At 71.0% G+C, this 22,637-nt stretch carries 24 protein-coding genes and 1 pseudogene; 13 read left to right on the forward strand and 12 right to left on the reverse strand.

Features of this window, described 5'->3' with window-relative positions; genetic code table 11:
• Window positions 1–119: pseudogene (locus tag ACIBZJ_RS00005) on the reverse strand (ABC transporter ATP-binding protein); the annotation flags it as partial.
• Window positions 120–450: 331 nt separating this feature from the next.
• On the opposite strand from ACIBZJ_RS00005, the gene ACIBZJ_RS00010 reads away from it, so the two are divergent.
• The 13 genes from ACIBZJ_RS00010 (at window position 451) to ACIBZJ_RS00070 (ending at window position 12,021) form a co-directional block, all read left to right on the forward strand.
• Complete coding sequence (locus ACIBZJ_RS00010) at window positions 451–1,506, forward strand: Rieske 2Fe-2S domain-containing protein (RefSeq protein WP_395923711.1); 1,056 nt, start codon at window positions 451–453, stop codon at window positions 1,504–1,506.
• Between the two features lie 5 nt (window positions 1,507–1,511).
• Window positions 1,512–1,691, forward strand: a complete 180-nt coding sequence (locus tag ACIBZJ_RS00015; RefSeq protein ID WP_395923713.1) for a hypothetical protein — start codon at window positions 1,512–1,514, stop codon at window positions 1,689–1,691.
• On the forward strand, window positions 1,684–2,625 hold the full coding sequence (locus ACIBZJ_RS00020; RefSeq protein ID WP_395923715.1) for a PDR/VanB family oxidoreductase: 942 nt from the start codon (window positions 1,684–1,686) through the stop codon (window positions 2,623–2,625). Before ACIBZJ_RS00015 ends, ACIBZJ_RS00020 begins: the two co-directional genes overlap by 8 nt.
• Window positions 2,622–3,398 carry an IclR family transcriptional regulator gene (locus tag ACIBZJ_RS00025; protein WP_395923717.1) on the forward strand — a complete coding sequence of 259 codons (777 nt, stop codon included), beginning with the start codon at window positions 2,622–2,624 and terminating at the stop codon, window positions 3,396–3,398. The genes ACIBZJ_RS00020 and ACIBZJ_RS00025 overlap by 4 nt, the downstream gene beginning before the upstream one ends.
• A gap of 150 nt (window positions 3,399–3,548) precedes the next feature.
• Window positions 3,549–4,538 carry a LacI family DNA-binding transcriptional regulator gene (locus ACIBZJ_RS00030; protein ID WP_395923719.1) on the forward strand — a complete coding sequence of 330 codons (990 nt, stop codon included), beginning with the start codon at window positions 3,549–3,551 and terminating at the stop codon, window positions 4,536–4,538.
• A 128-nt stretch (window positions 4,539–4,666) separates the two neighbouring features.
• Window positions 4,667–6,022 carry an ABC transporter substrate-binding protein gene (locus ACIBZJ_RS00035; protein ID WP_395923721.1) on the forward strand — a complete coding sequence of 452 codons (1,356 nt, stop codon included), beginning with the start codon at window positions 4,667–4,669 and terminating at the stop codon, window positions 6,020–6,022.
• Window positions 6,022–6,933: a carbohydrate ABC transporter permease gene (locus ACIBZJ_RS00040; RefSeq protein ID WP_395923723.1), complete on the forward strand. Its 912-nt coding sequence runs from the start codon at window positions 6,022–6,024 to the stop codon at window positions 6,931–6,933. Before ACIBZJ_RS00035 ends, ACIBZJ_RS00040 begins: the two co-directional genes overlap by 1 nt.
• Complete coding sequence (locus ACIBZJ_RS00045) at window positions 6,930–7,754, forward strand: carbohydrate ABC transporter permease (RefSeq protein WP_395923725.1); 825 nt, start codon at window positions 6,930–6,932, stop codon at window positions 7,752–7,754. Before ACIBZJ_RS00040 ends, ACIBZJ_RS00045 begins: the two co-directional genes overlap by 4 nt.
• Window positions 7,751–8,644 (forward strand): SGNH/GDSL hydrolase family protein, encoded by an 894-nt coding sequence (locus ACIBZJ_RS00050; RefSeq protein ID WP_395923727.1) that lies wholly within the window; start codon window positions 7,751–7,753, stop codon window positions 8,642–8,644. The genes ACIBZJ_RS00045 and ACIBZJ_RS00050 overlap by 4 nt, the downstream gene beginning before the upstream one ends.
• A gap of 118 nt (window positions 8,645–8,762) precedes the next feature.
• Entirely contained in the window at window positions 8,763–9,017 is a 255-nt protein-coding gene (locus ACIBZJ_RS00055) for a hypothetical protein (protein ID WP_395923729.1), read from the forward strand.
• Window positions 9,018–9,030: 13 nt separating this feature from the next.
• Window positions 9,031–10,557 (forward strand): sensor histidine kinase, encoded by a 1,527-nt coding sequence (locus ACIBZJ_RS00060; protein ID WP_395923731.1) that lies wholly within the window; start codon window positions 9,031–9,033, stop codon window positions 10,555–10,557.
• 39 nt (window positions 10,558–10,596) lie between these two features.
• Complete coding sequence (locus tag ACIBZJ_RS00065; RefSeq protein ID WP_395925952.1) at window positions 10,597–11,256, forward strand: response regulator; 660 nt, start codon at window positions 10,597–10,599, stop codon at window positions 11,254–11,256.
• A gap of 87 nt (window positions 11,257–11,343) precedes the next feature.
• On the forward strand, window positions 11,344–12,021 hold the full coding sequence (locus tag ACIBZJ_RS00070; protein WP_395923733.1) for a FadR/GntR family transcriptional regulator: 678 nt from the start codon (window positions 11,344–11,346) through the stop codon (window positions 12,019–12,021).
• Here the strand turns inward: ACIBZJ_RS00070 and ACIBZJ_RS00075 are convergent.
• The 11 genes from ACIBZJ_RS00075 to ACIBZJ_RS00125 all read right to left on the reverse strand — a co-directional run bounded on the left by ACIBZJ_RS00075 (window position 12,008) and on the right by ACIBZJ_RS00125 (window position 22,616).
• A complete protein-coding gene (locus tag ACIBZJ_RS00075; protein ID WP_395923735.1) occupies window positions 12,008–13,000 on the reverse strand; it encodes an aldo/keto reductase in 993 nt (330 codons plus the stop codon). The genes ACIBZJ_RS00070 and ACIBZJ_RS00075 overlap by 14 nt on opposite strands.
• Window positions 12,997–13,821: an amidohydrolase family protein gene (locus tag ACIBZJ_RS00080; RefSeq protein WP_395923737.1), complete on the reverse strand. Its 825-nt coding sequence runs from the start codon at window positions 13,819–13,821 to the stop codon at window positions 12,997–12,999. Before ACIBZJ_RS00080 ends, ACIBZJ_RS00075 begins: the two co-directional genes overlap by 4 nt.
• Entirely contained in the window at window positions 13,818–14,150 is a 333-nt protein-coding gene (locus ACIBZJ_RS00085) for an L-rhamnose mutarotase (protein WP_395923739.1), read from the reverse strand. The genes ACIBZJ_RS00080 and ACIBZJ_RS00085 overlap by 4 nt, the downstream gene beginning before the upstream one ends.
• A complete protein-coding gene (locus tag ACIBZJ_RS00090; protein WP_395923741.1) occupies window positions 14,147–15,334 on the reverse strand; it encodes a mandelate racemase/muconate lactonizing enzyme family protein in 1,188 nt (395 codons plus the stop codon). The genes ACIBZJ_RS00085 and ACIBZJ_RS00090 overlap by 4 nt, the downstream gene beginning before the upstream one ends.
• 19 nt (window positions 15,335–15,353) lie before the next feature.
• Window positions 15,354–16,232, reverse strand: coding sequence for a carbohydrate ABC transporter permease (locus ACIBZJ_RS00095; RefSeq protein ID WP_395923743.1), 879 nt, complete (start codon window positions 16,230–16,232; stop codon window positions 15,354–15,356).
• Window positions 16,233–16,235: 3 nt separating this feature from the next.
• Entirely contained in the window at window positions 16,236–17,168 is a 933-nt protein-coding gene (locus ACIBZJ_RS00100) for a carbohydrate ABC transporter permease (RefSeq protein ID WP_395923745.1), read from the reverse strand.
• Window positions 17,165–18,532 (reverse strand): ABC transporter substrate-binding protein, encoded by a 1,368-nt coding sequence (locus ACIBZJ_RS00105; RefSeq protein ID WP_395923747.1) that lies wholly within the window; start codon window positions 18,530–18,532, stop codon window positions 17,165–17,167. Before ACIBZJ_RS00105 ends, ACIBZJ_RS00100 begins: the two co-directional genes overlap by 4 nt.
• Window positions 18,533–19,819: 1,287 nt before the next feature.
• Entirely contained in the window at window positions 19,820–21,325 is a 1,506-nt protein-coding gene (locus tag ACIBZJ_RS00110) for an MFS transporter (protein WP_395923749.1), read from the reverse strand.
• A 34-nt stretch (window positions 21,326–21,359) separates the two neighbouring features.
• Window positions 21,360–22,088, reverse strand: a complete 729-nt coding sequence (locus ACIBZJ_RS00115; RefSeq protein ID WP_395923751.1) for an SDR family NAD(P)-dependent oxidoreductase — start codon at window positions 22,086–22,088, stop codon at window positions 21,360–21,362.
• Window positions 22,089–22,176: 88 nt separating this feature from the next.
• A complete protein-coding gene (locus ACIBZJ_RS00120; protein ID WP_395923753.1) occupies window positions 22,177–22,335 on the reverse strand; it encodes a hypothetical protein in 159 nt (52 codons plus the stop codon).
• A 53-nt stretch (window positions 22,336–22,388) separates the two neighbouring features.
• A complete protein-coding gene (locus ACIBZJ_RS00125) occupies window positions 22,389–22,616 on the reverse strand; it encodes a hypothetical protein (RefSeq protein WP_395923755.1) in 228 nt (75 codons plus the stop codon).
• Between the last annotated feature and the right edge of the window lie 21 nt (window positions 22,617–22,637).

Below are 22,637 nucleotides of genomic sequence, written 5' to 3' on the forward strand. Positions count from 1 at the left end.
CCTTGGAGGGCTTGTACCTCGATGGGTCCGGTTTGGTAGATCCGGACGAGGCTTTCGCAGACGATCAGCGAGTCGGCGCCGAATTCGGGCGCCCGGGGCGGCGGAGCAGGTAGCGCGATCGGGGCCGTCACCGGGCAACCTCCGAGGCAGGTAGGGGTATGACGGGTCTCATCCGCGGCTGCGGCATCCGAGGTGTACACCCACCGGCGGGCGGTGGGGAGTGAGCACACGATCACGAAGACGTAACATTGCTCGGATGGTTAGAGCGCTCTCCCGTCATATTGGCCGCGAAATATTTCGATCGCAGCCCGATTCCTAGGAGGTTTCCCGGCACCCGGGCTCTTGATCGAGCAAGCCTGCCCACCGCTTCCGCATCGTGGAAGTGCCCGCCCGCCGGCCCGGGCCGGCGCCCACACTGGCGGCGTCCGGGACGTGGGCGGAGGGCTGACGATGACGTCGATCGTGCGAAACCAGTGGTACGTGGCCGCCTACGGCCGGGAGATCGGGCGGGACCTGTTCTCCCGGACGATCTGCGGCGAGTCGATCCTGTTCTGGCGGACGGAGGCCGGGGCGGTGACCGCGATGTCGGATCGGTGCGTGCACCGTCGCTTCCCACTCGCCGAGAAGCCCAGCCATCTCGTCGGCGACACCGTCGTCTGCGGTTACCACGGCTTCACCTACGGCGCCGACGGGGTGTGCGTCGCCGTCCCGGGCCAGACCCGGGTGCCGCGGACGGCCCGGTTACGTTCCTATCCGGTCGTCGAGCAGGACTCGTTCGTCTGGGTGTTCATCGGCGATACCGTGCTGTCGTCGTCCGTGCCGGTACCGCGCGCCCCGTGGCTGGCCCGGGACGGCTGGACGACGGTCTCGGGCCGGGAGCCGCTGGCCGCCCGGGCGAGCCTGCTGGTCGACAACCTGATGGATCTGTCCCACGAGACCTATCTCCACGGTGGCTACATCGGGACGCCGGAGGTAGCCGAGACGCCGATCACCACCGAGGTGGACGACGAGGCCGGTGTCGTCCGGGTGTCCCGGCGGATGGCCGACGCCGCCTGCCCACCGTTCTACGCGAACTCCACCGGCCTCACCGGGCGGATCACTCGCTGGCAGGACATCGAGTACCGGCCGCCGTGCCTCTACACGCTTCACTCGCGCATCGCCCCGGCCGGCGTGCTCCCGAACGACGACGGAACCGACCCGGACGCCTTCCACGTGGAGGTCGTCTACGCGATCACCCCGGAGACCGAACACTCGACCCACGACTTCTGGGCCGTCGCCCGTGACTTCGCCCTGGACGACCAGGGGGTGTCGGACTTCCTCGCCGAGAGCAACCGGACCGTGGTGCTGCAGGACGTGACCGCGTTGGACGTCCTCGAACGGGTGATCGCCGCGGAGTCCGACGGCTACCAGGAGTTGTCGATCAACATCGACACCGGCGGCCTCGCCGCCCGGCGGATGATCGCGCGCCTGGCCGCGGCGGCGGATCCGGCCCCGGCCGGCCGATGAGCCCGGTGCGCCGGCCCCTCCGGGTGAGCTGGGTACCCGGCTCGGACCTGCTCCACGGGCGATGCCACTGCGGAGCCGAGACGACCGGCGACGAGCCGGGCGCACTCTGGGACTGGCTGCTCGGCCATCCCGACCATCCCGCGGACGGTCCGGCCGGCGCCCGTCCGGAGGACGCACGTGCCTGACGAGATCGATCTGCGCCTCCGCATCGGGCGCCGGGAGGCCGCGGCCGACGGCGTCGTGCTGCTCGACCTCCACGATCCCGATGGCGCGAGGCTTCCGGACTGGGCCCCGGGCGCACATGTCGACCTCGTGCTCGGGGAGTACACCCGGCAGTACTCGCTCTGCGGCGACCCGGCAGACCGGTCGCGCTGGCGGATCGCGATTCTCCGGGACGCGGCCGGCCGCGGCGGATCGGTCTTCGCCCACGACCGGCTCGCGACCGGGGACGTCGTCGGAGTGCGCGGACCCCGCAACCACTTTCCCCTCGACCGCTCGCCGCGCTACCTGTTCGTCGCGGGCGGTATCGGTATCACACCGATCGTCCCGATGGTCGCGGCCGCGGCCGCGGCGAACGCCGACTGGGAACTGCACTACGGCGGCCGGTCCCGCGCCTCGATGGCCTTCCAGTCCCGCCTCACCGAGGAGTACGGCCCCCGGGTCCGGGTCCGCGCGGAGGACGAGACCGGTCCGCTCGACCTGGACAGCATCCTGTCCGAGCCCCGCTCCGACACGCTGATCTACTGCTGCGGGCCGGAGTCCCTGCTGCGGGCGGTCGAGGAGCGGTGCACGTCCGGAGTTCTGCGGGTCGAGCGGTTCTCGCCCCGGGCCCGGCCGGAAACCCTGGGGGACGGGTCGTTCGAGGTGGTGCTGCGCCGCAGCGGGCTCACGCTGACCGTCGCACCCGGCCGGTCGATCCTCGACGTCGTCGAGGCGGCCGGCCTGCCCGTCCTCTCGTCCTGTCGTGAGGGCACCTGCGGGACGTGTGAGACCACGGTGCTGGCGGGCCGGGTCGACCATCGCGACAGCCTGCTCACGCCGGAGGAGCAGGCAGCCGACGACACGATGTTCATTTGCGTGTCGCGCGCGGCGTCGTCGCCGCTGATACTCGATCTGTGACGCGAGGATCGGCCGGTCGGAGCGCCCACGGCCTCGCGGTCCGGCGAGCGACCCAGCTCCTCGCGGCTTTCGGCCCGGAGCGGCGCACGATGACGCTCACCCAGCTGGCCCACCGCACCGGCCTCCCGCTCACCACCGCACATCGGCTGGTCGGCGTCCTGGCCGAGTGCGGTCTGCTGGAACGCGACGACGCCGGCGCGTACCACGTCGGCCTGCGCCTGTGGGAGATCGCCTCGCTCGCGCCGCGCGGCCTCGGGCTGCGCGAGGTCGCCCTGCCGTTCATGGAGGACCTGTACGCGGTCACCCAGGAGAACGTGCAGCTGAGCATCCGGGACGGGCTGGAATCGGTGTTCGTCGAACGCCTGGCCGGACGCACGGCGGTGCCGGTACTGACCCGGGTGGGGGGCCGGTTCCCGCTGCACCCGACGGCGGTGGGCCGGGTGCTCCTCGCCTACGCGCCGCCGGACGTGCAGGACGCGGTGCTGGCTCGACCGCTGGCGGCGTACACGCCGAAGACCGTCACCGATCCGCGCACGCTGCGAAGGATCCTGGCGGAGGTGCGGGCGCTCGGCTGGGCGGTCAACGATCGCCAGGTGACGCTGGATTCGCTCTCGGTCGCCGCACCCGTGCGGGCGGCCGACGGCAGCGTCGTCGCCGCGGTCTCGGTCGTCGTCTCCGCCGGGTCGGCCACGGCGAACGCGCTCGCGCCCATGGTGCGGGCCGCGGCGCGCGGCATCTCCCGGTCGCTGGGCAGCGACGCCCGGTCCGACTGATGGTCCCCCTGACGACATCGGGGCCGAGGAGACTCCGTGCGGGTGACCCGCTCTCCGGACGGCTGCCGTGGTGCGGCCTAGAGTGCTTCTGGTAAAACACTTTTAGGCCGGTTGGCGAATCGCCGGCACGCGCGAAGCGAGGTGACGGTGGTGGAGGATCACCGGGTCACGATCTACGAGGTCGCCGAGCGCGCGCAGGTGAGCATCTCGACGGTGTCGAACGTGCTGAACAAGCCCGACCGGGTCAGCCCCGCGACCAGGGCACGGGTGCTCGCCGCCGCCGACGAGCTGGGATTCGTCCCGAAAGCGCAGGCCGTCAGCCTGGCCCGGCGCGCGACCGGCCGGATCGGGGTGATGGCGCCGTTCACGTCGTACGGGTCCTACCTGCGCCGGCTGGCCGGGGTGCTGTCCGCCGCGGCCGAACTGGAGATCGACGTCGTCGTCTTCGACCACGAGTCGGCCGCCTCGGCGTCGTCGCCGGTCCTGGCCAGCATGCCCATCCACGGCAGGCTCGACGGGCTGATCGTGATGGGCCTGCCGATCGAGGACGCCATCGCCGAGCGTTTCCGCGAGCGGAAGCTGCCGACGGTGGCGGTCGACGCGAACAGTGCCCTGTTCAGCCGCATCGTGGTCGACGACCACGAGGGTGGCCGGCTGGCGGCGGCGCATCTGCGTGACCGCGGCCACCGGCGCGTCGGGTACCTGCTGGAACGCCAGGCCACCGACTACGAGTCCCAGGCGATCACCCGGCTGGCCGGATTCGAGCAGGTCATGGAGGCGGCCGGGGGGTCGATCGTGGTGGCGACCAGCGAGAACTCGGTCGACGGCGCCCGCCGGGCGGCGTCCGCGCTGCTGGAGACCGAGCATCGGCCGACCGCGATCATGGCGCACCACGACCTGCTCGCCGTCGGCGTACTGCTGGCCGCCCGCGACCGAGGCTTGCGCGTGCCCGCGGACGTCGCCGTCATGGGGTTCGACGACGGGGAGGTCGCGACGGCGGCCGACCTGACGACCGTCCGGCAGCCGTTCGAGGAATCGGGCAGCGCCGCGCTGAACATTCTCCTCGGCCACATCGAGGGCTCCCGGGTGCGCTCGACCACCGTGCTGGACGTGCAGGTGGTCGAGCGCTCCACCACCTGACCACCGGCGCGTCGCCGTCAATAAAAGTGCTTTTATGGAAACACTTGACAGGCGCTCGCGCGATGCGGTTTCGTGCTTGTTACGCGAGCGTGGCGTGGCTCCCGCTCCCCCTTTCCTGGAGGCCTGACGTGGCTTACAGATCCATCCGCCGACCCCTGCTCGCCGCGCTCACCCTCACCGGTCTGCTGGCCGCCTCCGCGTGCAGCGGGCCGGGTAGCGACGCCGGAAACACCGGGTCGAGCGCCAGTGCGGCTCCGGTGACCAACGCGTCCTGCGGCACCGAACCGGTCACCATGAAGGCGTACTTCGAGACCGGCTTCCCGGTGCCCAAGGCGCTCACCACCGAGTTCACCAAGCAGTTCCCGAACGTCACCTGGGACATCCGCGAGGACCAGTTCGCGGTGATCACCCAGAACGCGCCGCGGGTGCTGGCGGACGACCCGCCGGACCTCATGCGCCTGCCTCAGGTCTCCGAGCTCACCAAGGACGGCCTGCTCAAGAACCTGGACGGGTACGCGAAGGCGTTCGGCTGGGACAAGTGGCCGGCCTCGCAGCTCGAACAGATGCGGGTGGCCGACAGCGGCGAGCGGGGAGACGGCCCGCTCTACGCGATGGGCCTGAACTTCAGCATGACGGGGGTCTTCTACAACAAGAAGCTCGCCGCTCAGGTCGGGATGACGCAGCCGCCGGCCACGCTCGCCGAGCTCGACGCGGTGCTGCAGAAGGCGAAGGCGGCCGGGCTCGTCCCGATCAACCAGTTCAACGGGGGCGCCACCGGGGGTCTCGCGTTCCCGCTGCAGAACCTGATGGCGGCGTACGGTGATCCGGCGGCCATCAACGACTGGATCTACCAGAAGTCGGGCGCGACCATCGACACCCCGACCAACCTGCAGGCCGCCCAGCACCTGGAGAAGTGGCTGAAGGCGGGCTACTTCGCCCCGGACATCAACTCGCAGGACTACGCGACGATGATGAGCCGCTTCATCGGAGGCAAGAACCTGTTCATCTTCGACGGCGACTGGGAGTCGGGCAACCTCGACAAGCAGATGGCCGGCAACGTCGGGTTCTTCCTGATGCCGTCGGCGACGGCCGGGGGCAAGCAGGCCGCCATGTCCGCACCGTTGACGTTCGGGATCGGCAGCAAGTCCAAGCACGCCGACTGTGCCGCGTTCTTCCTCAACTGGGTCGCCACCAACCAGCAGGCCCGCGACATCGACGTGAAGGTCGGCGGATCCCACCCGATGGGGCCGGCGGACGCCTTCATGCCCGAGATCGCCAAGGACACGGTCACCGCGGCCACGCTGACCGCCGGCGCCACGATCGGTGAGGACAACGGCGCGATGGACTTCATCGCCAACGCGACCGGCGCGATCTACGCCAAGAGCTGGACCCCGCAGCTGCAGAAGCTGGCCGCCGGTCAGCAGAAGCCGGCCGACCTGCTGAAGTCGGTGCAGAAAGACTACGAGAGCCAGGTCAAGCGCTGATGTCGCACGGTGCTCCCGGGCGGCGCGCGCCTCGCGCGCGCCGCCCGCGGCGCTCGTGGGTCGGCTGGTTGTTCGCCGCACCCGCGGTACTCGTGTACGCGACGTTCGTGCTGCGCCCGCTGCTGCTCACCGTGCAGTACTCGTTCTACGACTGGAACGGCATCGGCGCGAGCACCTGGGTGGGGCTGGACAACTACCGGCGCCTGGTGACCGATCCGGAGCTGTACACGACGATCCTGCACGCGCTCGAGCTGATCGTGTTCTTCAGCTTCGTTCCGGTGCTGCTCGGGCTGTTCGTCGCGGCCACGATCCGGGGCATCGCGACGAGCCGGCTGGCGACGGTGGCCCGTACGGTGTTGTTCCTGCCCCAGGTCATCCCGCTGGTCGCGGCCGGCATCATGTGGAGCTGGCTGCTGTCGACCACCGGCCTGGTGAACGAACTGCTCTCCGCCGTCGGGCTCGGGAGCCTGACCCGGGCCTGGCTGGGGGAGTTCGACACCGCGCTGCCCGCGGTCGGCGTCATCGGGGCCTGGGTCCTCGTCGGCCTGTGCACGCTGTTGCTGCTGGCCGGCATGAGCAAGATCGATCCCGCGCTGTACGAGGCCGCCCGCCTGGACGGCGCCGGCCCGGTCCGCGAGTTCGTGTCGATCACCCTGCCGAGCCTGCGCCAGGAGATCGGGGTGTGCGTCACGGTCACGGTGATCGCAGCGCTCGCCAGCTTCGACATCATCTTCGTGTCCACCCAGGGCGGCCCCGGCGGCTCCACGTCGGTTCCCGGCCTGGAGATCTACTACCTCGCGTTCTCCGAGCGGGAGGTCGGCATGGCCTCCGCCCTCGCCGTCGCCCTGGTGGTGCTCGTGCTCGCCTGTGTCCTGCCCATCCAGCGCTTCACCCGGGACGGTTCGCGTTGATCGTCAAACGTGGGGAGACGGTGACCGGGCGCGTCCTGCTCGTGCTGCTGATGGCGGTCACCATCGTGCCCTTCCTCAGCCTCTTCGTCACCGCGCTGCACCCCGCCGGCACGTACCCGTCCGGCCTGTCGTGGCCGGAGAGCCCGCAGTGGGGCAACTTCGTCGACGCGTTCCGCGTCGCGAACATGGGCGTGCTCCTGGTGTCCAGCGGCCTGATCGTGCTCGGCGTCGTACCGATCTCGCTCGTGCTGGGCACGATGGCGGGCTTCGCCTTCGGGCACCTGCGGATGCCCGGCCACCGGGTCGGATTCCTGGCCTTCGTGCTCGGCCTGACGCTGCCGTTCGAAGGCATCATCACGCCGCTGTACTACCAGGTCCGCGACCTCGGGCTGCTCAACACCCGCTGGGCGATCATCCTCCCGCTCATCGGTCTGTTCATGCCGTTCTCGGTGGTGTGGATGCGGGCCCACTTCGTCACGATGCCCGACGAGCTCTCGGAGGCCGCGCGCATCGACGGCGCCAGTACCTGGCAGTTGTTCTGGCGCGTGCACGTGCCGCTGGCCATGCCCGCCCTCTCGTCGCTGGCGATCCTGCTGTTCCTCTGGACGTGGAATCAGTTCCTGCTGGCCATCGTGCTCGTCGACGATCCGGCGAAACGGACGATGGCCGGTGCGCTCGGCGCGTTCCAGGGACAGTGGGGCACCGACGTCCCGCTGCTCTGCGCCGGCGCGCTGCTGATCCTCGTGCCGACGCTCGCCGTCTTTCTCGTCTTCCAGCGGCGCTTCGTCGCCGCGCTGCTCCAGGGCTCGAGCAAGGGGTGATCAACACCAGCGTCTACAGCGACGAGGAGCGTCGGCACTTCCTGCGTTACACCCGGACCCGGCAGTGGCCGATGCTCGGGCGCTTCCCGGTGGCGGACGCCGCACACACCGGGCTGCTCGCCGAGATGCTGGCCTGTGCGCCGGGCGTCGTCGACGAGCTGATCTCGTCGCTGGAGGACGAGCTTCGCACGGTGGCCTCCCAGCTCCTGGACGACGAGGCCTACCGCGACGCGATCCGGTCCCTGCCGTGGAGACCGGAGGAGCGGGTCGTCGCGGTCGGCGATTCGATCACCGCCGATCGGCTCGGCTGGTTCGAGCTGCTCGCGGCGACGCTCACCCGCGGCGACCGGCCGACGCCCACGCTCGTCAACCTCAGCGTCAGCGGAAACACGACCGCGGACGTGATCGAGCGATTCGACCTGCTGGAAGCGGCCGCGCCGAGCCGGGTGCTGCTCATGCTCGGCACCAACGACGCCCGCGCGCACGGCCGGGCCGGTGGCCATCGGATGGCGACCCCGGGGGAGACCGGGCGCAACCTGCTGGCCCTTCGCCGGCTCCTCGGCGACGACCTCGGCGCGGAGGTCACGATGATCACCCCGACCGCGGTCGACCAGGGCCGGGTCGACGAGTTCTTCGCCGACGCCCCAGTGCACTGGAGCGCCTCCGCGGTGGCCGAGGTCGCGGCCGTCGTCCGGCAGGCCGATCCGGACGCCATCGACCTGCACGACGCCACCCGCGGTGCGGCGACGAGCAACCTCGAGGCGGACGGGGTGCACCCGACGGTGGCGGGCCAGCGTTTCATCCTGACCCGCGTTCTCGAGCGGCTCTCCGTCCGGCCCGGTGCTCCCCGCACCGGCGGCGGCCGGCAGGTTCCCGCCCCGTCTTCCTGAACCGGTCTCGACCGCGGCCCGCGCCGGACGCACGTCAACCAAAGTGGTAGTGGCCGCGGGCCGATGTCAGTCTTCCGCCAGAAGCGCGGAACGGGTGTTCGTCGGCATGCTTCCGGCCATGACACTTCCCGTTATTCTCGCCATCGGCGCCGTCGGCGTCGGCATGATTCTCATCGCGGTCGTCCTCGACCGGCGCGCGCGGCGCGCCCGGATCGGCCGGCCGATCGACCGGGAGGTCCTGCGCGTCGATGTCCTGGCGGCGATCGACCGCAACGACTTCGTCGAGGGCGTCCGCATCTACCGCCGCGCGACCGGGGCGGGGCTGGTGGAGGCCAAGGAGGCCGTGGAGGGACTCGCCCTCAACCGCCGCTGACGAACGGGGAGTCGTGAAGCGCGACCTGCTTCGCACCGCCGGTGCCTGGCGCCTGACCTACGAGGTCGCTCTGGCGTTGCTCCTGACCGGCGGTGCGACGTACGGGGCGGCGGCCGACCCGGTCTACCCGCTCGCACCCTGGCTGCTCGGCCCGACCGTCCCGATCGTCTGGCTGCTGCGTCTGACCAGGCCCACTACCGCCTACGTCGCGGCGGCGCTGATCGGCCTGGGCACCGGCGGCGAGAGCATGCTGCTGCTCGCGGTGTTCAGCGCCACCTTCGGCTACCGCGCCGGGACTGCGCGGCACCTGTCGGCCGGGCTGGCCGGAGCCTGGATCTGCTGGGTGGGGTCGGGCTGGTGGTGGAGCGAACCGGACGCCCTCTTCCTGTCGGGGATCTTCGTCGTCGTCGCGCTGTTACCGGCCGGTGTCGCCCGGCTCGTGCGCCGGCAGCGCGCCCTGGTCACGACCATGCATCGCCGCAACGAGCAACTGCACCGCCAGCGCAGTGAGATCGCCCGGCGGGCGCAGGCCCGCGAGCGGACCCGCATCGCGCGGGACCTGCACGACTCCCTCGGACACAAGCTCACGTTGATCTCGCTCTACGCCGCGATGCCGCGGGGCACGGAGCAGGAGGCCCGCGATCACGCGGACCTGCTCCGGGAGACGTCGTCGTCGGCGATGACCGAGCTGCGCCAGATCCTCGGCATCCTCCGGCAGGACGACGAACAGCCGTCGGTGCGTCCGCTCAGCGGTCTGGACGAGCTGGCCGCGAACGCTCGTGCCTCCGGCGCCCAAGTCCGGTTCGAGCCCGCGGTCCAGGCCCGTCCGCTCTCGTCGCTGACCGAACACGCGGCGTACCGGGTGATCCAGGAGGGCCTGACGAACGCGCTCCGGCACGCCCACGGCGGGGAGATCGTGCTGACGCTGCGGTACGAGCCCGACGCGCTCATCGCCGCGGTCGTCAACTCGGCCGGCCGGCGCGTCGCGGGGACGACGTCCGGGCAGGGGTTGCTGGGCCTGGCCGAACGGGTCCGGGTGGCCGGCGGCGTGCTGCACCACGGTCCCACCCCGGACGGTGGCTTCCGGCTGGCGGCGACGCTGCCCTATCCGGTGCCGGACGGCGCCGCCGGAGAACCGGAACCTCTGCCGCCCGGTTCGGACTTCGCCGACGTGATGGACCGCACCCGCCGCAGATCCCGGCTCGCGCTCATCGCCACCGCGCTCGGCATCTGTGGTCTGCTGGCGTTCTGCGTCGCCGGAGCCTGGATTTCCACGGCGCTGGTGACCGTGGACCGGCACACCTATGACTCCGTGCACCTGGGTCAACCGGAAGACGACGTCCGGTCGGTGCTGCCCGACGAGGACGCCGGCGATCCCGGTGTCACCGGTGGCCGTCCGGTGCCGGGCGCCACCTGCATCGACTACCAGGCGTCCCTGCGGGAGCAGCTCGACGCGGCGGTCGGCGGAGGACTCGTCTACCGCTTTTGCTACCGCGGTGGCCGGCTGGTAGATAAGCAGGCCTTCCGGGCGTCGCGGTGACGACTGCGCCCACACGCTGAAGGGCGACGCATGAACGACGTGATTCGGGTGGTGCTCGCCGACGACGACGGCCTGGTCCGCGCGGCGATCGGTACGATCCTGCGGTCGGCGGACGGGATCGAGCTCGTCGCGCAGGCCGTCGACGGCCGGGAGGCGGTCGGCCTCGTGCTGCGCCACCGGCCGGACGTCGTCCTGCTGGACGTGCGGATGCCGACGCTCGACGGCCTGGCCGCGCTGCGAGAGATCCGGCGGTTCGCACCCGGCGTCGGGGTCGTGATGCTGACGACGTTCGGCGAGGACGAGTACGTCGCCCGGGCGCTGCGCGACGGGGCGTCGGGATTCCTGCTGAAGGAGTCGGCGGTCGACGAACTGGCTCCGGCCATCCGGGCGGCCGCCGCCGGTGAGGCGTTCCTGTCGCCCAAGGTCACCCGGCAGGTGCTCGACCGCCTGCCCGCGACGTCCGCCGGGCCGGGTTCCGCTCTGGCCGCACTCGAGTCGCTGAGCCCCCGGGAGCGGGAGATCCTGGTGCTGTTGAGCCAGGGACTGTCCAACGCGGAGATCGCCGACCGGCTCACCGTCACCGAGGGGACGGTGAAAACCCACGTCTACCGGGTCTTCGGAAAGCTGGACTGCGACAACCGGGTGAAGGCGGCCATGATCGCGCAGCGTGCCGGCCTCCTGGACGACTTCCACCCCTGACCGCGCACGTATATTGCGTTCATGGTTGCCCGACCCGATGCGTTCGGATTCCCCCCTCGCGGCCGAGCGGAACGGCTCGGAGTTGCGGTGACGAGCGAACTCGTCGAGATGATCGTCACCGGTGAGATCGCCGAGGGCGAGCTGTTGCCGCCGGAGGCCCCGCTCAGCGAACACTTCGGCGTGAGCCGCACGGTGATCCGGGAGTCGGTCAAACGGCTCGAGGAGAAGGGCCTCGTCGTCGTGACCCAGGGTCGCGGCACTCAGGTGAGCCGATCCGGCTCGTGGAACATGCTGGATCCGATCATCCTGTCGGCGCTGATCGACAACGACGAGTCGCTGGGCATCCTCGACGAGCTGACGATCGTGCGCGGTCATCTGGAGTCGGCGATGGCCGGTTCGGTGGCCGCGCGGCACACGCCCGAGGAGCTCGAACGCATCACGCACGTACTCGACACCATGCGCGCGATGCAGCAGGAGAGCGACGCGTCCCGGCAGGAGGACGTGGTCTTCCACCTCACGATCATGGAGATCTCCGGCAACCGGCTGGCGGAGAACATCGCGAAGCGCCTCTACCGGCGTGCGCTGGAGAGCAACCGGTATCAGGGGGCCGGTTACCAGGGCGCGTTCGAGTCGACGATCGAGGAGCACACGAGGGTGGTGGAGGCGATCGGCCGCAACGACGTCGAAGGGGCGGAGCGGGCGATGCGTGACCACATCGTCAGTTCGTGGCAGCGCCGGCGCCTCGCCGACCCTACGGCCGGCTGACCTCCCGTTCCGGCGGCACCGCGCCCGCCGGCAGCAGCCCGGCCGAGACCAGATCGCGCCAGAGCCCGGCCGGGACGTCGGTGGCGAACCGGCGCACGTCCTCGTCGACCTCCTCCGGTGAGCGCATCCCGACCGCGACCGCGGTGACGGCCGGGTGCAGCAGCGGGAACGCGAGAGCGGCCGTGGGGAGCTCGACGCCGTGGTCCTCGCAGATCGACGCGATCCGCCGGGTCCGTTCGAGCACGGCGGCATCCGCGGGCCGGTAGTCGAACGTCGCCCCGGCGGCCGGTCGGACCGTCGACAACAGGCCGGTGGCGAAAACTCCCACCGCCACGACCGCGACGCCGGCGTCCCGGGCCGGCCCGAGCACGGTCTCCAGCGCGCTGTGGTCGAGAAGCGAGTAGCGGTTGGCCAGCATGATCACGTCGATCAGGCCTTCGCTGATCAGCGCCGGAAGGCCCGCGGTCGAGTTCGTCCCGATGCCGATCGCCGAGACGAGGCCCGCCTTCTTCAGTTCCGCCAGCGACGCCAGCGCTTCCCGGGCGGCGGAATCCCACGCCTGGTCGGGGTCGTGCGCGTAGAGGATGTCGACCCGGTCGAGCCCGAGCCGGCCGAGGCTCTCGGTGAGCGAGCGCTCGACACCGGCGGCGGAGAAGTCCCACTGCCGCCGCACGTCGCCGGGGACCAGAAAGCCGTCGTCGTCCCATTCGCGCGGCGGTACCTGCGGGACCAGCAGCCGGCCGACCTTCGTCGAGACGACGAACTCCTCGCGCGGCCGTCGACGCAGTGCGGCGCCGAGGCGGCGTTCGGAGAGCCCGAGCCCGTAGTGCGGGGCGGTGTCGAAGTACCGGACGCCGCGGTCGACGGCCCGGTTCACCGTGCGGGCGGCCTGCTCGTCGTCCATCGCGGTGACGAAGTTGCCCAGCGGAGCACCGCCCAGGCCGAGCGCTCCGGCCCGGCCGGACAACTCGGGGGTCATCCGTCCACCCCGTACCACGCCGAGGCGGTTCCCGCCCCGATCGCCGCCTGCTCGCCGGGGCTCAGATCGCTGATCAGGTCGTCGACCGCGGCGCGCCAGGCGACCGGCCCGGCGCCGAGGTGCGCCAGCGGCCAGTCCGACCCGTACAGGAGCCGGTGCGGCCCGAACGCGTCCACGGCGACGCCGACCACCCGCTGCAGCCGGGCGGCATCGGGCACCATCCGGGCCAGGCCGGAGATCTTCGCGGCGACGTTCGGAAGCGCGGCGAGCGCGCGGAGGCCGCGTTCCCACCCGGCGTCGTCGTCGCACTCGGCGACGCCGCCGAGGTGGTCGAGGACGAAGCGCACGTCGGGATGCGCGCCGGCGACGATCGCCGCCGGCTCCTGTTGCCACCAGCGCACGACCAGGTCGACGGTGAGGTCCTGGGCACCCAGCTCGTCCAGGGCCTCGCCGACGTCGGCCCGGCCGAGCCACTGCGGGTCGGGATCCACGTGGACCAGGTGCCGGATCCCCACCAACCGGCCGGGCACGCCGGGCCGGAGCGCGTCGACCTGCTTGCGGACGTCGGCGGTGAGGTCGACCCAGCCGACGACTCCGGCGACGGCGGGCGTCGAGTGGCTCAGGAGCCGCCTCGTCTCACCGAGGTCGTTGCGGGTCTGGACGACGATCGCGGTGCCGATGCCGGTCTCCGCGAGCATCCGCGCGAGGTCGCCGGTCGCGAAGTCACGATCGATCGCCGGCATGGTGATCGGATCGATCCAGCTCTGCGGGTCGGTGGCCCGGTCCCACAGGTGCACGTGGGCGTCGATCCGGCCGCTCACGGCAGGTGCCAGATCTCGTCGAGGGGCTGCCACAACGCGCCCGGGATCCGTTCCTCGACGATGCGTTCCTGACAGGGGTCGGTGTGGGTCCACCACTCGCGGGTGACCGGGTCCTCCGCGATCCGGGCCAGGTCGGCGTCGTGGTCGTCGCCGACGTACTCGTAGTAGGCGAACAGGGTGTCGCCGGTCACGAAGATCGAGTAGTTGGTGACGTTCGCGTCCCGCAACGTCTGCTCGACCTGGGGCCAGACCGTGCGGTGCAACGTCAGGTACTCCTCGCGTCGCTCGGGACGGAGACCGACGACCAGCGCGTGCCGCTCCACCGTCATGCCGTCCGGCCCGACGTGGCGGCCGCACCGACGGGCGCCGGCCGGGCCGGATCCGGAATCAGGCGCAGCCCGGCCCGCTCCGGACGCACGTGCGGTCCGGCGGTCCCGGCGATCGGCGGCGCGGTCTTCGCCGCGTGGATGCGCGCTTCGTCGACCTCGATGCCGAGGCCGGGCGTGTCCCCGAGCACGATGCCGCCGTCGGCGAACTCCTGATCGATGACGAGTCCGACCGGCGAGTGCAGTTGCTGGACCTCGAACGACAGGTGGTTCGGGAGCGCGGCGGCGGCGTGCGCCAGCGGGTTGCCGTGGTACGCGACCGGGCTCACCGGCAGATCACGGCTGTGGGCCACCGCCGCGACCCGGAGGAAGTGCGTGATGCCCCAGACGTTGCCGACCTGGACGACGTCGACGGCGTCGGCGTCGAACAGTGGCCGGTACTGCTCCAGTCCGGTGAGGTTCTCGCCCGTCGCCACCGCGGTCTTGACGTGCTGGCGCACCGACGCGAGGCCGGCCGAGTCCCACCGGCGTACCGGCTCTTCGATCCAGGCGAGGTCGATCGTGCGCTCCAGTTCGCTCACGTAGCGGACCGCCTGCGTGCGGTTCCAGGACTCGTTGGCGTCGAGCATCAGGGCGGGGCGGGCCGAATTGCGGGCCAGGACGTCGCGGACCGCCAGGAGCCGGCGCAGGTCGTGCGTGACGTCGTGGCCGCCCTTGAGCTTGGCCGCGCCGAAGCCGCGCTCGGCGTAACGCTCGTACAGTTCGACCAGCGTGTCGTCGTCGAGGGAGATGTCGATCCCGGACGCGTAGCCCGGCACGTGGCGGTCGAGCGCCCCCAGCGTTCGCCACAGGGGCTCTCCGGCCGCTTTCGCCTTCAGGTCCCAGAGCGCCATGTCGATCGCGCCGATCGCGCCGAAGACGGACCCCGCGTGCCCGGACTTGAAGACCCGGTTCAGCATGCGGTCGTAGAGCGCGGTGACGGCCCGCGGATCCTCGCCCTCGACGGCGTCGAACACCCGGCCGATGTCGGAGTGCGCGCCGACGCCGACTCCCTCGAGACCGCTGTCGGTCTCGAGGATCAGCACGTGGACGTCGGTCCGCGGCTCGGGCATCACCCCGTTGGCGTCACCGGTCGTCCTGCCCCACTCGTGTGTGGTCAGCAGACTGCGATAGCCGGTGACCTTCATCGTGACTCCTTAGTGAAACTCACTCTTTGGTTCCGCCCGCGGTCATGCCGGCGACCAGAAAACGTTGCGAGACGAGGAAGACGATCAGCACCGGGAGAACCGACACGACGGTCGCCAGCGCGAGCGTCGGCAACTGCACGGACTGCGCACCGGCCGAACTCGGGTTGAACGCCGGCGTCGAGGCGAGGAGGGACGTCAGCCCCACCTGCACCGGATAGCCGTCGCTCGAGGGCAGCATCACGAAGGGCAGGAAGAAGTTGTTCCAGTTCTGCACGAAACTGAAGAACGCGACCAGGGCCACGACCGGCGCGGCCAGGGGGAGTGCGACCTTCGTGAAGACCTGGAACTCCCGGCAGCCGTCGATGCGCGCCGCCGCGAGCAGATCCCGCGGAATGCTCGTCGAGAAGTAGATATAGGTGAGGTATACCCCGAACGGGAAGAACGACATCGGGAGAATCACCGAGAGCGGGCTGCCGATCAGACCCACGACGTTCAGTTCGAGGAAGATCGGCAGGACCAGCGCGGTGTTCGGGATCAGCATGACGATCAGCGTCAGCACGAGCAGGAGCCGCCGGCCCCGGAACTCGGTGAGCGCCAGCGCGTAGCCGGCCGGGATGCTGGCGACGAGCGTGATGACCAGCGCGCCGGCCGAGTACATCGCCGAATTCGCCATCCAGGTGGTCACCGCGCCGTCCTGGAACGCGAACAGCTGGCTCCAGTTCGTCGACAGGTCGCCGATGCCGCCGGGCGCGAACGGGTTGCCGACGATCAGCCCTCGGGGCGTCTTGGCGGTGGCCAGTAACAGCCAGACGATCGGGATCGCGAAGAACAGGACGAACACCGCCACCATGACGGTGACGATCGTCCGTCCGCTCCAGCCGCTGATGCTGGTTCTCATGATTCAGTCCCGCTCGAACAGGCCGCCGCGCGTCACGAAGACGGCCGACAGCGCGAGGGCGATGACGAGCAACAGCAGCGAGATCGCCGCCGCGCCGTTGAAATCGTTCTGCTGGAACGCGTACTGGTAGGCGAGCTGGTTGAGCGAGTAGTCGTTCGGCACGATCGCGTTGCTCGCCTGTGAGAGCAGCTGCGGCTCGACGAAGAGCTGGGTGCCGGCGGCCAGCGACATGATGCCCATGTACGAGATCCACTTGCGCAGCATCGGCAGCTGGATGTTCCAGGCGATCTGCACCGGGCTCGCGCCGTCCATCCGCGCGGCCTCCATCACCTCGTCGCTGATGTTGTTCAGAGCGCCGTACATGATGACGATCCAGCCGCCGGCCCCGGTCCAGAACGCGACGATCGCGAAGATCACCGGCAAGTTGCCCGGGTTGATGACCTCCACGAAACTCTCGAAGCCGAACAGGTGCAGCAGGCCGGCGACCGGACTGACCGTCGGGTCGAGCACGAACAGCCACAGCAACACGCTCGACGCACCGGCCAGGGCGCCGGGCAGGTAGAAGACGAACCGCAGCGTCCGGCTCAGCCAGCGGACCGCGATCGCGTGCACCACGATCGCCAGCAGCGTCACCAGCACCACCAGCGAGACGAGCCAGATGAGCAGGTAGAACGCCACGTGGGTGACCGCGGGCCAGAAGCGGAAGTCGTCGACCACCTTGGAGAAGTTGGCGAGCCCGGCGAAGCCTCCCTCGGCGTCGGTGAAGGCCAGGAAGATCGCGTAGGTCGCGGGCAGCACGCCGAACGCCAGCGCGAGGATCGCGTAGATCGAGATGAAGCCGTAACTCATCGTGTTGCGGCGCCGGGCGGGCGGCCGGCCGGCCACCCGCCCCGTCGCCGCGGCGACCCCGTGGGCCGCCTCGTCGACTACCGTCATTTGACCGTGTAGCCGTTCACCTGCGCCTGGTTCTTGATCGCCGTCTCCCACTCGGGGAGCAGCGAGACCAGGGACTTGCCGTCCGCGATCGCCGGCGTGATCGTCTTCGCCCAGACGGCTTCCTGGCTGAAGACCCCGGATCCCCAGCCGTCCCAGATCGACGTCCCGGCCGTGACCACGGCCTGCAGGTCGGTGGCGTAGTAGCCACTGGTCTCCTGCTTCTGCACCCACTTCGCCGCGGCCGGTGCGTACGCCGGGTAGCCCGGAGCCACGTTCACCTGGTAGTCGTCGGCTGTCGTCACGAACCGGACGAAGGACTCGGCGGCCTTCAGGTTCTTCGAGTGGCTGCTGACGAACCAGGTGCCGCCGCCGACGTTGCCGGTCACGGCCTTCTCGCTGCCCCAGGCGGGCGGGGCGGCCACGCCGAGCTCGCCCTTGGGCACGTTGAGCGACTCGGGGTTGTTGAAGATCGCACCCGCGTACCAGGCCGGGCCAGGCATGAGGAGCACCTTGCCGGAGTACTTCTGCACGAACTCCGGAGTGAACACGCTGACGTTCGGCGTCGTGCCGTTCTTGATCAGCATGTCGAGCATCGTGGCCGCGCGCTTGCACTGCTCACTGCTGGTGTCGACGGTGACCGACTTCGGACCGGTGATGCCGTTCGCCTGGCACTTGCTGGCCCAGAAGAAGACCTCGGGCGTCCAGGCGTCGCCGACCGTGCCGACGATGTATCCGGGGTGGTCCTTGGCGACCTTCTCGCCCAGCGCCTGGTACTCCTCCCAGGTCTTCGGAACCTGGTAGCCGAACTGGTCGAGCAGCTTCTTGTTGTACCAGAGCACGGCCTGGGCGAGGTCGTTGCGCAGGCAGTACACCTTGCCTTCGACGGTGCACGGGTTCAGGGCGCCGGTCGTGAACTGGTCGAGCGTCTCCTTCTTGACGAGCCCGTCGTTCAGCACGGCGGCGAAGGCCTGCTTGCCGTTGCTCTTCTGGCTGGCCCAGGCCGCGTCGTTGTTCTGCGACGAGAAGACGACGTCGGGCCACCCGCTCTGCGCGCGGTCGAAAAGCTGCACCTTCGTGCGGAACGAGTTCGAGCCGTTCGCGGACCCGTCGTAGGTGACGACCTTGATCGGGGTGCCGGGGTTGGCTTTCGTGAAGGCGTCGGCGGCCTTCGTGCGGTCGGCGTCGACCCAGACCGTGATCGTGGCCTTGTCGTCCTGCTTGACCTGCGGGAAGCCGTAGGTCCCCTCGGTGGCACCGCCGCCGCTGTTGCACGCGGTGAGCCCGAGGACGAGAGCGAGCGCTCCGGCGCTGCCGAGGGTCGCTAACCGGGAACGGGAACGCTGAGCGGCTCTGAGCCGAACCATGTCGCTGTCCTTTTCTGATCGTCGTCCTTGACGCCAAGATCGCGGGGCCGAAATATAAGGTCACACGTATGATGTTTGCAAGTAGGGGGAGGTGGGGGCGGTGCGAAACCGGTTTGCGGCCGTGTCGGGGGCTCGGGAACGCCGGGGTCCTCGGGATCGCCGGGATCCTCGGGATCGCCGGGATCCCCGCCGTTCGTGGGGCCCCCGCCGTTCGTGGGCCCTCGCCGTCCTTGGGTCCGGCTCCGGCGGCGAGGCGCCCGTGATCCGGCCCGCACGCCGTGGACCGACCTGGCCGGGCGCGCCGCCTGGGCGCGGTTCGAGGGAAGGCGTCCGGGGAAGGCCCGGGCGCGTGCCCGGCGTCCTCCGCAGCCGGCGGGTCTCGACCCGACGCCGGGCCGGTGCCTGCCGCGCCGCTCCTGGCGGCTCCGCGGGGTCGTCGGCCCCGGCGCCGCGATGCTGATCCACCCGGGTGGCGCGGGGTGACCTCGTAGGCGGCGATCCGGACGAGATCGGGTCTGACGTGCCGCCGGTCGGGCCGGACCGACCCACCCGCCCGACGTCGTCCGGGCCCGCGACCCCACCGGCCGCCCGGGTATCCAGGCGGCGGGCGGGTGCCTGCGGAGCCCGAGTCGCTAGCGCCGGGTGACCTACGCCCCGCGGTCCACCCCGGCAGGCTGCGGGTTCGGTGGCGGCGGGCGGGTGCCTGCGGAGCCCGAGCCGCTAACGTCGCCGGGCGCTCCGCGGCCTGCCTCCGCGGCCTGCGGTCCGCTGGCGGGAGGCGGGTGCCTGCAGGGGTCTGAGCCGCCGACGTCGACGGCGGCCCACGGTCTGCGTCCGTCGGCGACGCTCCGCGGTCAGCGCCCCGCGCGGCCGACGACCCGTGACCGGTGGCCCCGCTGCCCGCGCCCTGCGGCCGGTCGGCCCACGGCCCGCTGCCCGATGCCGGCGGCCCGCAGCCGGCGGCCCGCAGCCGGTGGCCGGTGCCCCCGCCCGTGACCTGCGGCCGGTGGCCCTACTGCGCGCTGCGCGGCCCGCTGTCCGCGACCTGCGACCCCGCGACCCGCGTCCCCCGAAGAATGCGCGGCTCGTTGCCGTCGGGACGACGGCGGCGGTGGGGTGTCCGCGACGGCCGCGTCCGGGCCGCGCCGACCGGCGGCTGCTACGTCCGACAGCCGGTCGCGCCGGTGGCGCCGCAGCCCACGGTGACGACCACGGCGGAGCGCACGGGCCACCACCCGCCGTAGGCACCGGCCCACGCGGGCCGGAACCGACGGCGGGTGGCGCTTGTCAGGCGATCCCGGCCACGGACTGCGGCTCGGCCACGCCGTCGGCCGCGGCGCCGGCACCCGCGGCGCCGGCACCCGCCTCGCCGTCGGCCGCCTCGGCCGCCTCGGCCGGGTCGGTGCGGTCACGCGGAACGAGGAACGCGACCGGGACCGACAGCACGGCGATCGCGCTGCAGACCCACCAGGCGTAGTGGAATCCTTGCGTCAACGCGAACGGCAACGCGGCTCCGCCGGCCAGCACCGTGGCGGTGTGCGTCGTGGCCACGGTGCTGGCGATCGCGACTCCGAGAGCACCCCCGATCTGCTGAGCCGTGTTGAGCAGACCGGACGCGACTCCGGCCTGCGGTTCGGCGACTCCGGCGAGACCGGCGACCGAGATCGGGATGAATCCGAACGCGGTCCCGGCGCCCGTGAGGACGAGCGGCCCGGCGAGGTCCGGCCAGAAGTGGCCGTCGACGGGAACGCGGGTGATCCAGGCGATGCCGCCGGCGATCATTCCCATTCCGACGGCCATGACGGCTCCGGCGCCGATCCTGGTCGTGAGGAACTGGGAGACCCCCGCCAGCGCGATCGACATGAGCGACGTCGCCAGCCACGCCAGACCCGTCTGCAGCGCGGTGAAGCCCAGCACCTGCTGCAGGTAGAGCGTCCCGATGAAGAGGAAGGCGTAGAAGCTGCCACCCAGCGCGAGCCCGACGAGGTTGGCGCCGCCGACGGAGCGGTTCGCGAGCAGGCGCAGCGGCAGCAACGGCTCGGCCACGCGGGCTTCGATCACGAAGAACGCGAGCAGGAGGAGCCCGGACACCGCGAGCAGGCCGAGGGTGCGTGCCGTCGCCCAGCCCTCGTCCGGTGCGGTGGAAATCGCGTACACCCCCAGGAGGAGACCGGCGGTGACGGTAGCGGCGCCGCGCAGGTCGTAGTGACGGGTCGCGGTCTCCCGCCGGGACTCGGGCACGACCCGGAAGGCCAGTGCGATGGCGGCGAGCCCGATGGGGACGTTGAGGTAGAAGATGTACTCCCAGCTGCCGTAGCGGGTCAGGGCGCCACCCGCGAGCAGACCGACGGTGGCACCGGCAGCGGCCAGCGCCCCCCAGACGCCGAGCGCCCGGTTCCGCTCCGCGCCCTCGCGGAAGATCGTGAGGACGAGGGAGAGCCCGGCCGGGAGGACGACGGCCGCACCGGCGCCCTGGACCGCCCGGAAGACGACGAGAAGCAGCGAGTCCTCACTGAGTGCGCAGGCCAGCGAGGCCGCGGTGAACAGGGCCATCCCGGCGATGAACATGCGGCGCCGGCCGAGGAGGTCGGCGGCGCGGCCTCCTAGGAGGAGCAGCCCACCGAAGGAGAGCCCGTACGCGGTGACGACCCACTGGAGGCCGGACTCGGAGAACTCGAGGTCGTGGCCGATGGTGGGCAGGGCGACGTTGACGATCGTCAGGTCGACGATCGTCATGAAATATCCGAGGGCGAGTACGCCGAACGCACGCCAGCGGTGAACCGAGGTGGTCATGGGAGGTTCCTCCGCGTCCGGCGCGGGCGCGGCGTCATCGACCGGCCCCGGCGAACAGGGCGAGGTTCGCTCGCTCCAGGTTCTTGACCTGACCGGCGTCCCACCCGGCGGTCGCGCCCGCGGAGAGGGGGTCGGGAAAGATGTCTTCCGCACCGGCTTCGAATCCGTTGAGGATCGCGCGGGCGACCTCGTCGGCGGGGGTCTTGGGCAGGTCGAGATCCCTGATCATGTCGGTGTCGATGGGGCCGGCGTAGACGCCGTGCACGGACACCCCCGACGCCAGGAGCAGCGCGCGCTGCGACTGGGTGAGCGAGGCGGCGGCGGCCTTCGAGACGGCGTAGGACGGCATGACGGGAACCGGTGCGATCGCTCCCAGCGACAGCACGTTCACGATCGAACCCTCGGCGCGGATCAGGTGCGGGAGGAACGCCGAGGTCACGGCGTACGGACCGTAGAGATTGACGGCGAGGTGAGCGTCGAGTGCCCGTCGATCCTCGAGCTGATCGGTCACGGAGACGCCGGCGTTGTTGACGAGGACGTCGAGGTCGTCGATCCGTGCCGCGGCCGCCGCGATGTCGGTGGGGTCGGTGACGTCGAGCTGGACGGCGGTGACCCGTGGGTCGGCGTGGGGCAGCGGACTGCGCATCCCCGCGTATACCTTGCTCGCCCCGCGTCGCAGGGCTTCGTCGACGAGGCTGAGCCCCAGCCCGCGATTCGCTCCGGTGACGAGGAAGATCTTGTCGGCAGTCGTGCGGCCGGTCATGGTGGACTCCTGCTCCTGGCGGTGTCTGACAACGAGGTAGACACCGCGTCCGCGCGGGAGTGGTCCGTCGGCCGCCGACGGAATGGGTCTAAGCGATGAGGTCGGTGTCGATCTCGTTGATCTTGACCAGGACCCCGTCGGGTGTGCGCAATTGGAGTTGCCGGCCGAATCCTTCCGCGGCCGTCGCCCGGGCGATGTCGACGCCCTCCGCACGGGCGACGTCTTCCACGGTCTCCAGGCGGGTCATCGACTGGAAGTTCAGTCCTCTCTCGTCGCGGACGCCCGGGCCCGTCCGAAGGGTCAGCCGCTGCGCCGGTTCGCCCACTGACGCTGGCCGGCGACCGGTCCCCGGTTGCCGACCTTGCTCCCGCCGGAGCCGGGCGGACTCGCGGGGGCGCCGCGCTTGCCCTTCGCCCGGCGCGCCGCCCGGTTCAGGAACTCCTCCTCCGGTTCCGCCTCGGCGTCGTCGGCCACGGCCGCCACGTCCGGGGCGTCCGGCACGTCCTGGGGCTCGACATCGTCAGCCATCGCATGCTCCTACGGAAATCG

Origin of the sequence: Cryptosporangium sp. NPDC051539, assembly GCF_044454545.1 — a bacterium.
GTDB lineage: Bacteria > Actinomycetota > Actinomycetes > Mycobacteriales > Cryptosporangiaceae > Cryptosporangium.

What these genes read in the sequence shown, in the direction of transcription:
- ACIBZJ_RS00120 (WP_395923753.1), bottom strand. Translation starts at nt 22,335, where the DNA reads ATGACCCGCCTGGAGACCGTGGAAGACGTCGCCCGTGCGGAGGGCGTC.
- ACIBZJ_RS00040 (WP_395923723.1), top strand. Translation starts at nt 6,022, where the DNA reads ATGTCGCACGGTGCTCCCGGGCGGCGCGCGCCTCGCGCGCGCCGCCCG.
- ACIBZJ_RS00075 (WP_395923735.1), bottom strand. Translation starts at nt 13,000, where the DNA reads ATGACCCCCGAGTTGTCCGGCCGGGCCGGAGCGCTCGGCCTGGGCGGT.
- ACIBZJ_RS00085 (WP_395923739.1), bottom strand. Translation starts at nt 14,150, where the DNA reads ATGACGGTGGAGCGGCACGCGCTGGTCGTCGGTCTCCGTCCCGAGCGA.
- ACIBZJ_RS00115 (WP_395923751.1), bottom strand. Translation starts at nt 22,088, where the DNA reads ATGACCGGCCGCACGACTGCCGACAAGATCTTCCTCGTCACCGGAGCG.
- ACIBZJ_RS00100 (WP_395923745.1), bottom strand. Translation starts at nt 17,168, where the DNA reads ATGACGGTAGTCGACGAGGCGGCCCACGGGGTCGCCGCGGCGACGGGG.
- ACIBZJ_RS00095 (WP_395923743.1), bottom strand. Translation starts at nt 16,232, where the DNA reads ATGAGAACCAGCATCAGCGGCTGGAGCGGACGGACGATCGTCACCGTC.
- ACIBZJ_RS00125 (WP_395923755.1), bottom strand. Translation starts at nt 22,616, where the DNA reads ATGGCTGACGATGTCGAGCCCCAGGACGTGCCGGACGCCCCGGACGTG.
- ACIBZJ_RS00055 (WP_395923729.1), top strand. Translation starts at nt 8,763, where the DNA reads ATGACACTTCCCGTTATTCTCGCCATCGGCGCCGTCGGCGTCGGCATG.
- ACIBZJ_RS00105 (WP_395923747.1), bottom strand. Translation starts at nt 18,532, where the DNA reads ATGGTTCGGCTCAGAGCCGCTCAGCGTTCCCGTTCCCGGTTAGCGACC.
- ACIBZJ_RS00090 (WP_395923741.1), bottom strand. Translation starts at nt 15,334, where the DNA reads ATGAAGGTCACCGGCTATCGCAGTCTGCTGACCACACACGAGTGGGGC.
- ACIBZJ_RS00110 (WP_395923749.1), bottom strand. Translation starts at nt 21,325, where the DNA reads ATGACCACCTCGGTTCACCGCTGGCGTGCGTTCGGCGTACTCGCCCTC.
- ACIBZJ_RS00010 (WP_395923711.1), top strand. Translation starts at nt 451, where the DNA reads ATGACGTCGATCGTGCGAAACCAGTGGTACGTGGCCGCCTACGGCCGG.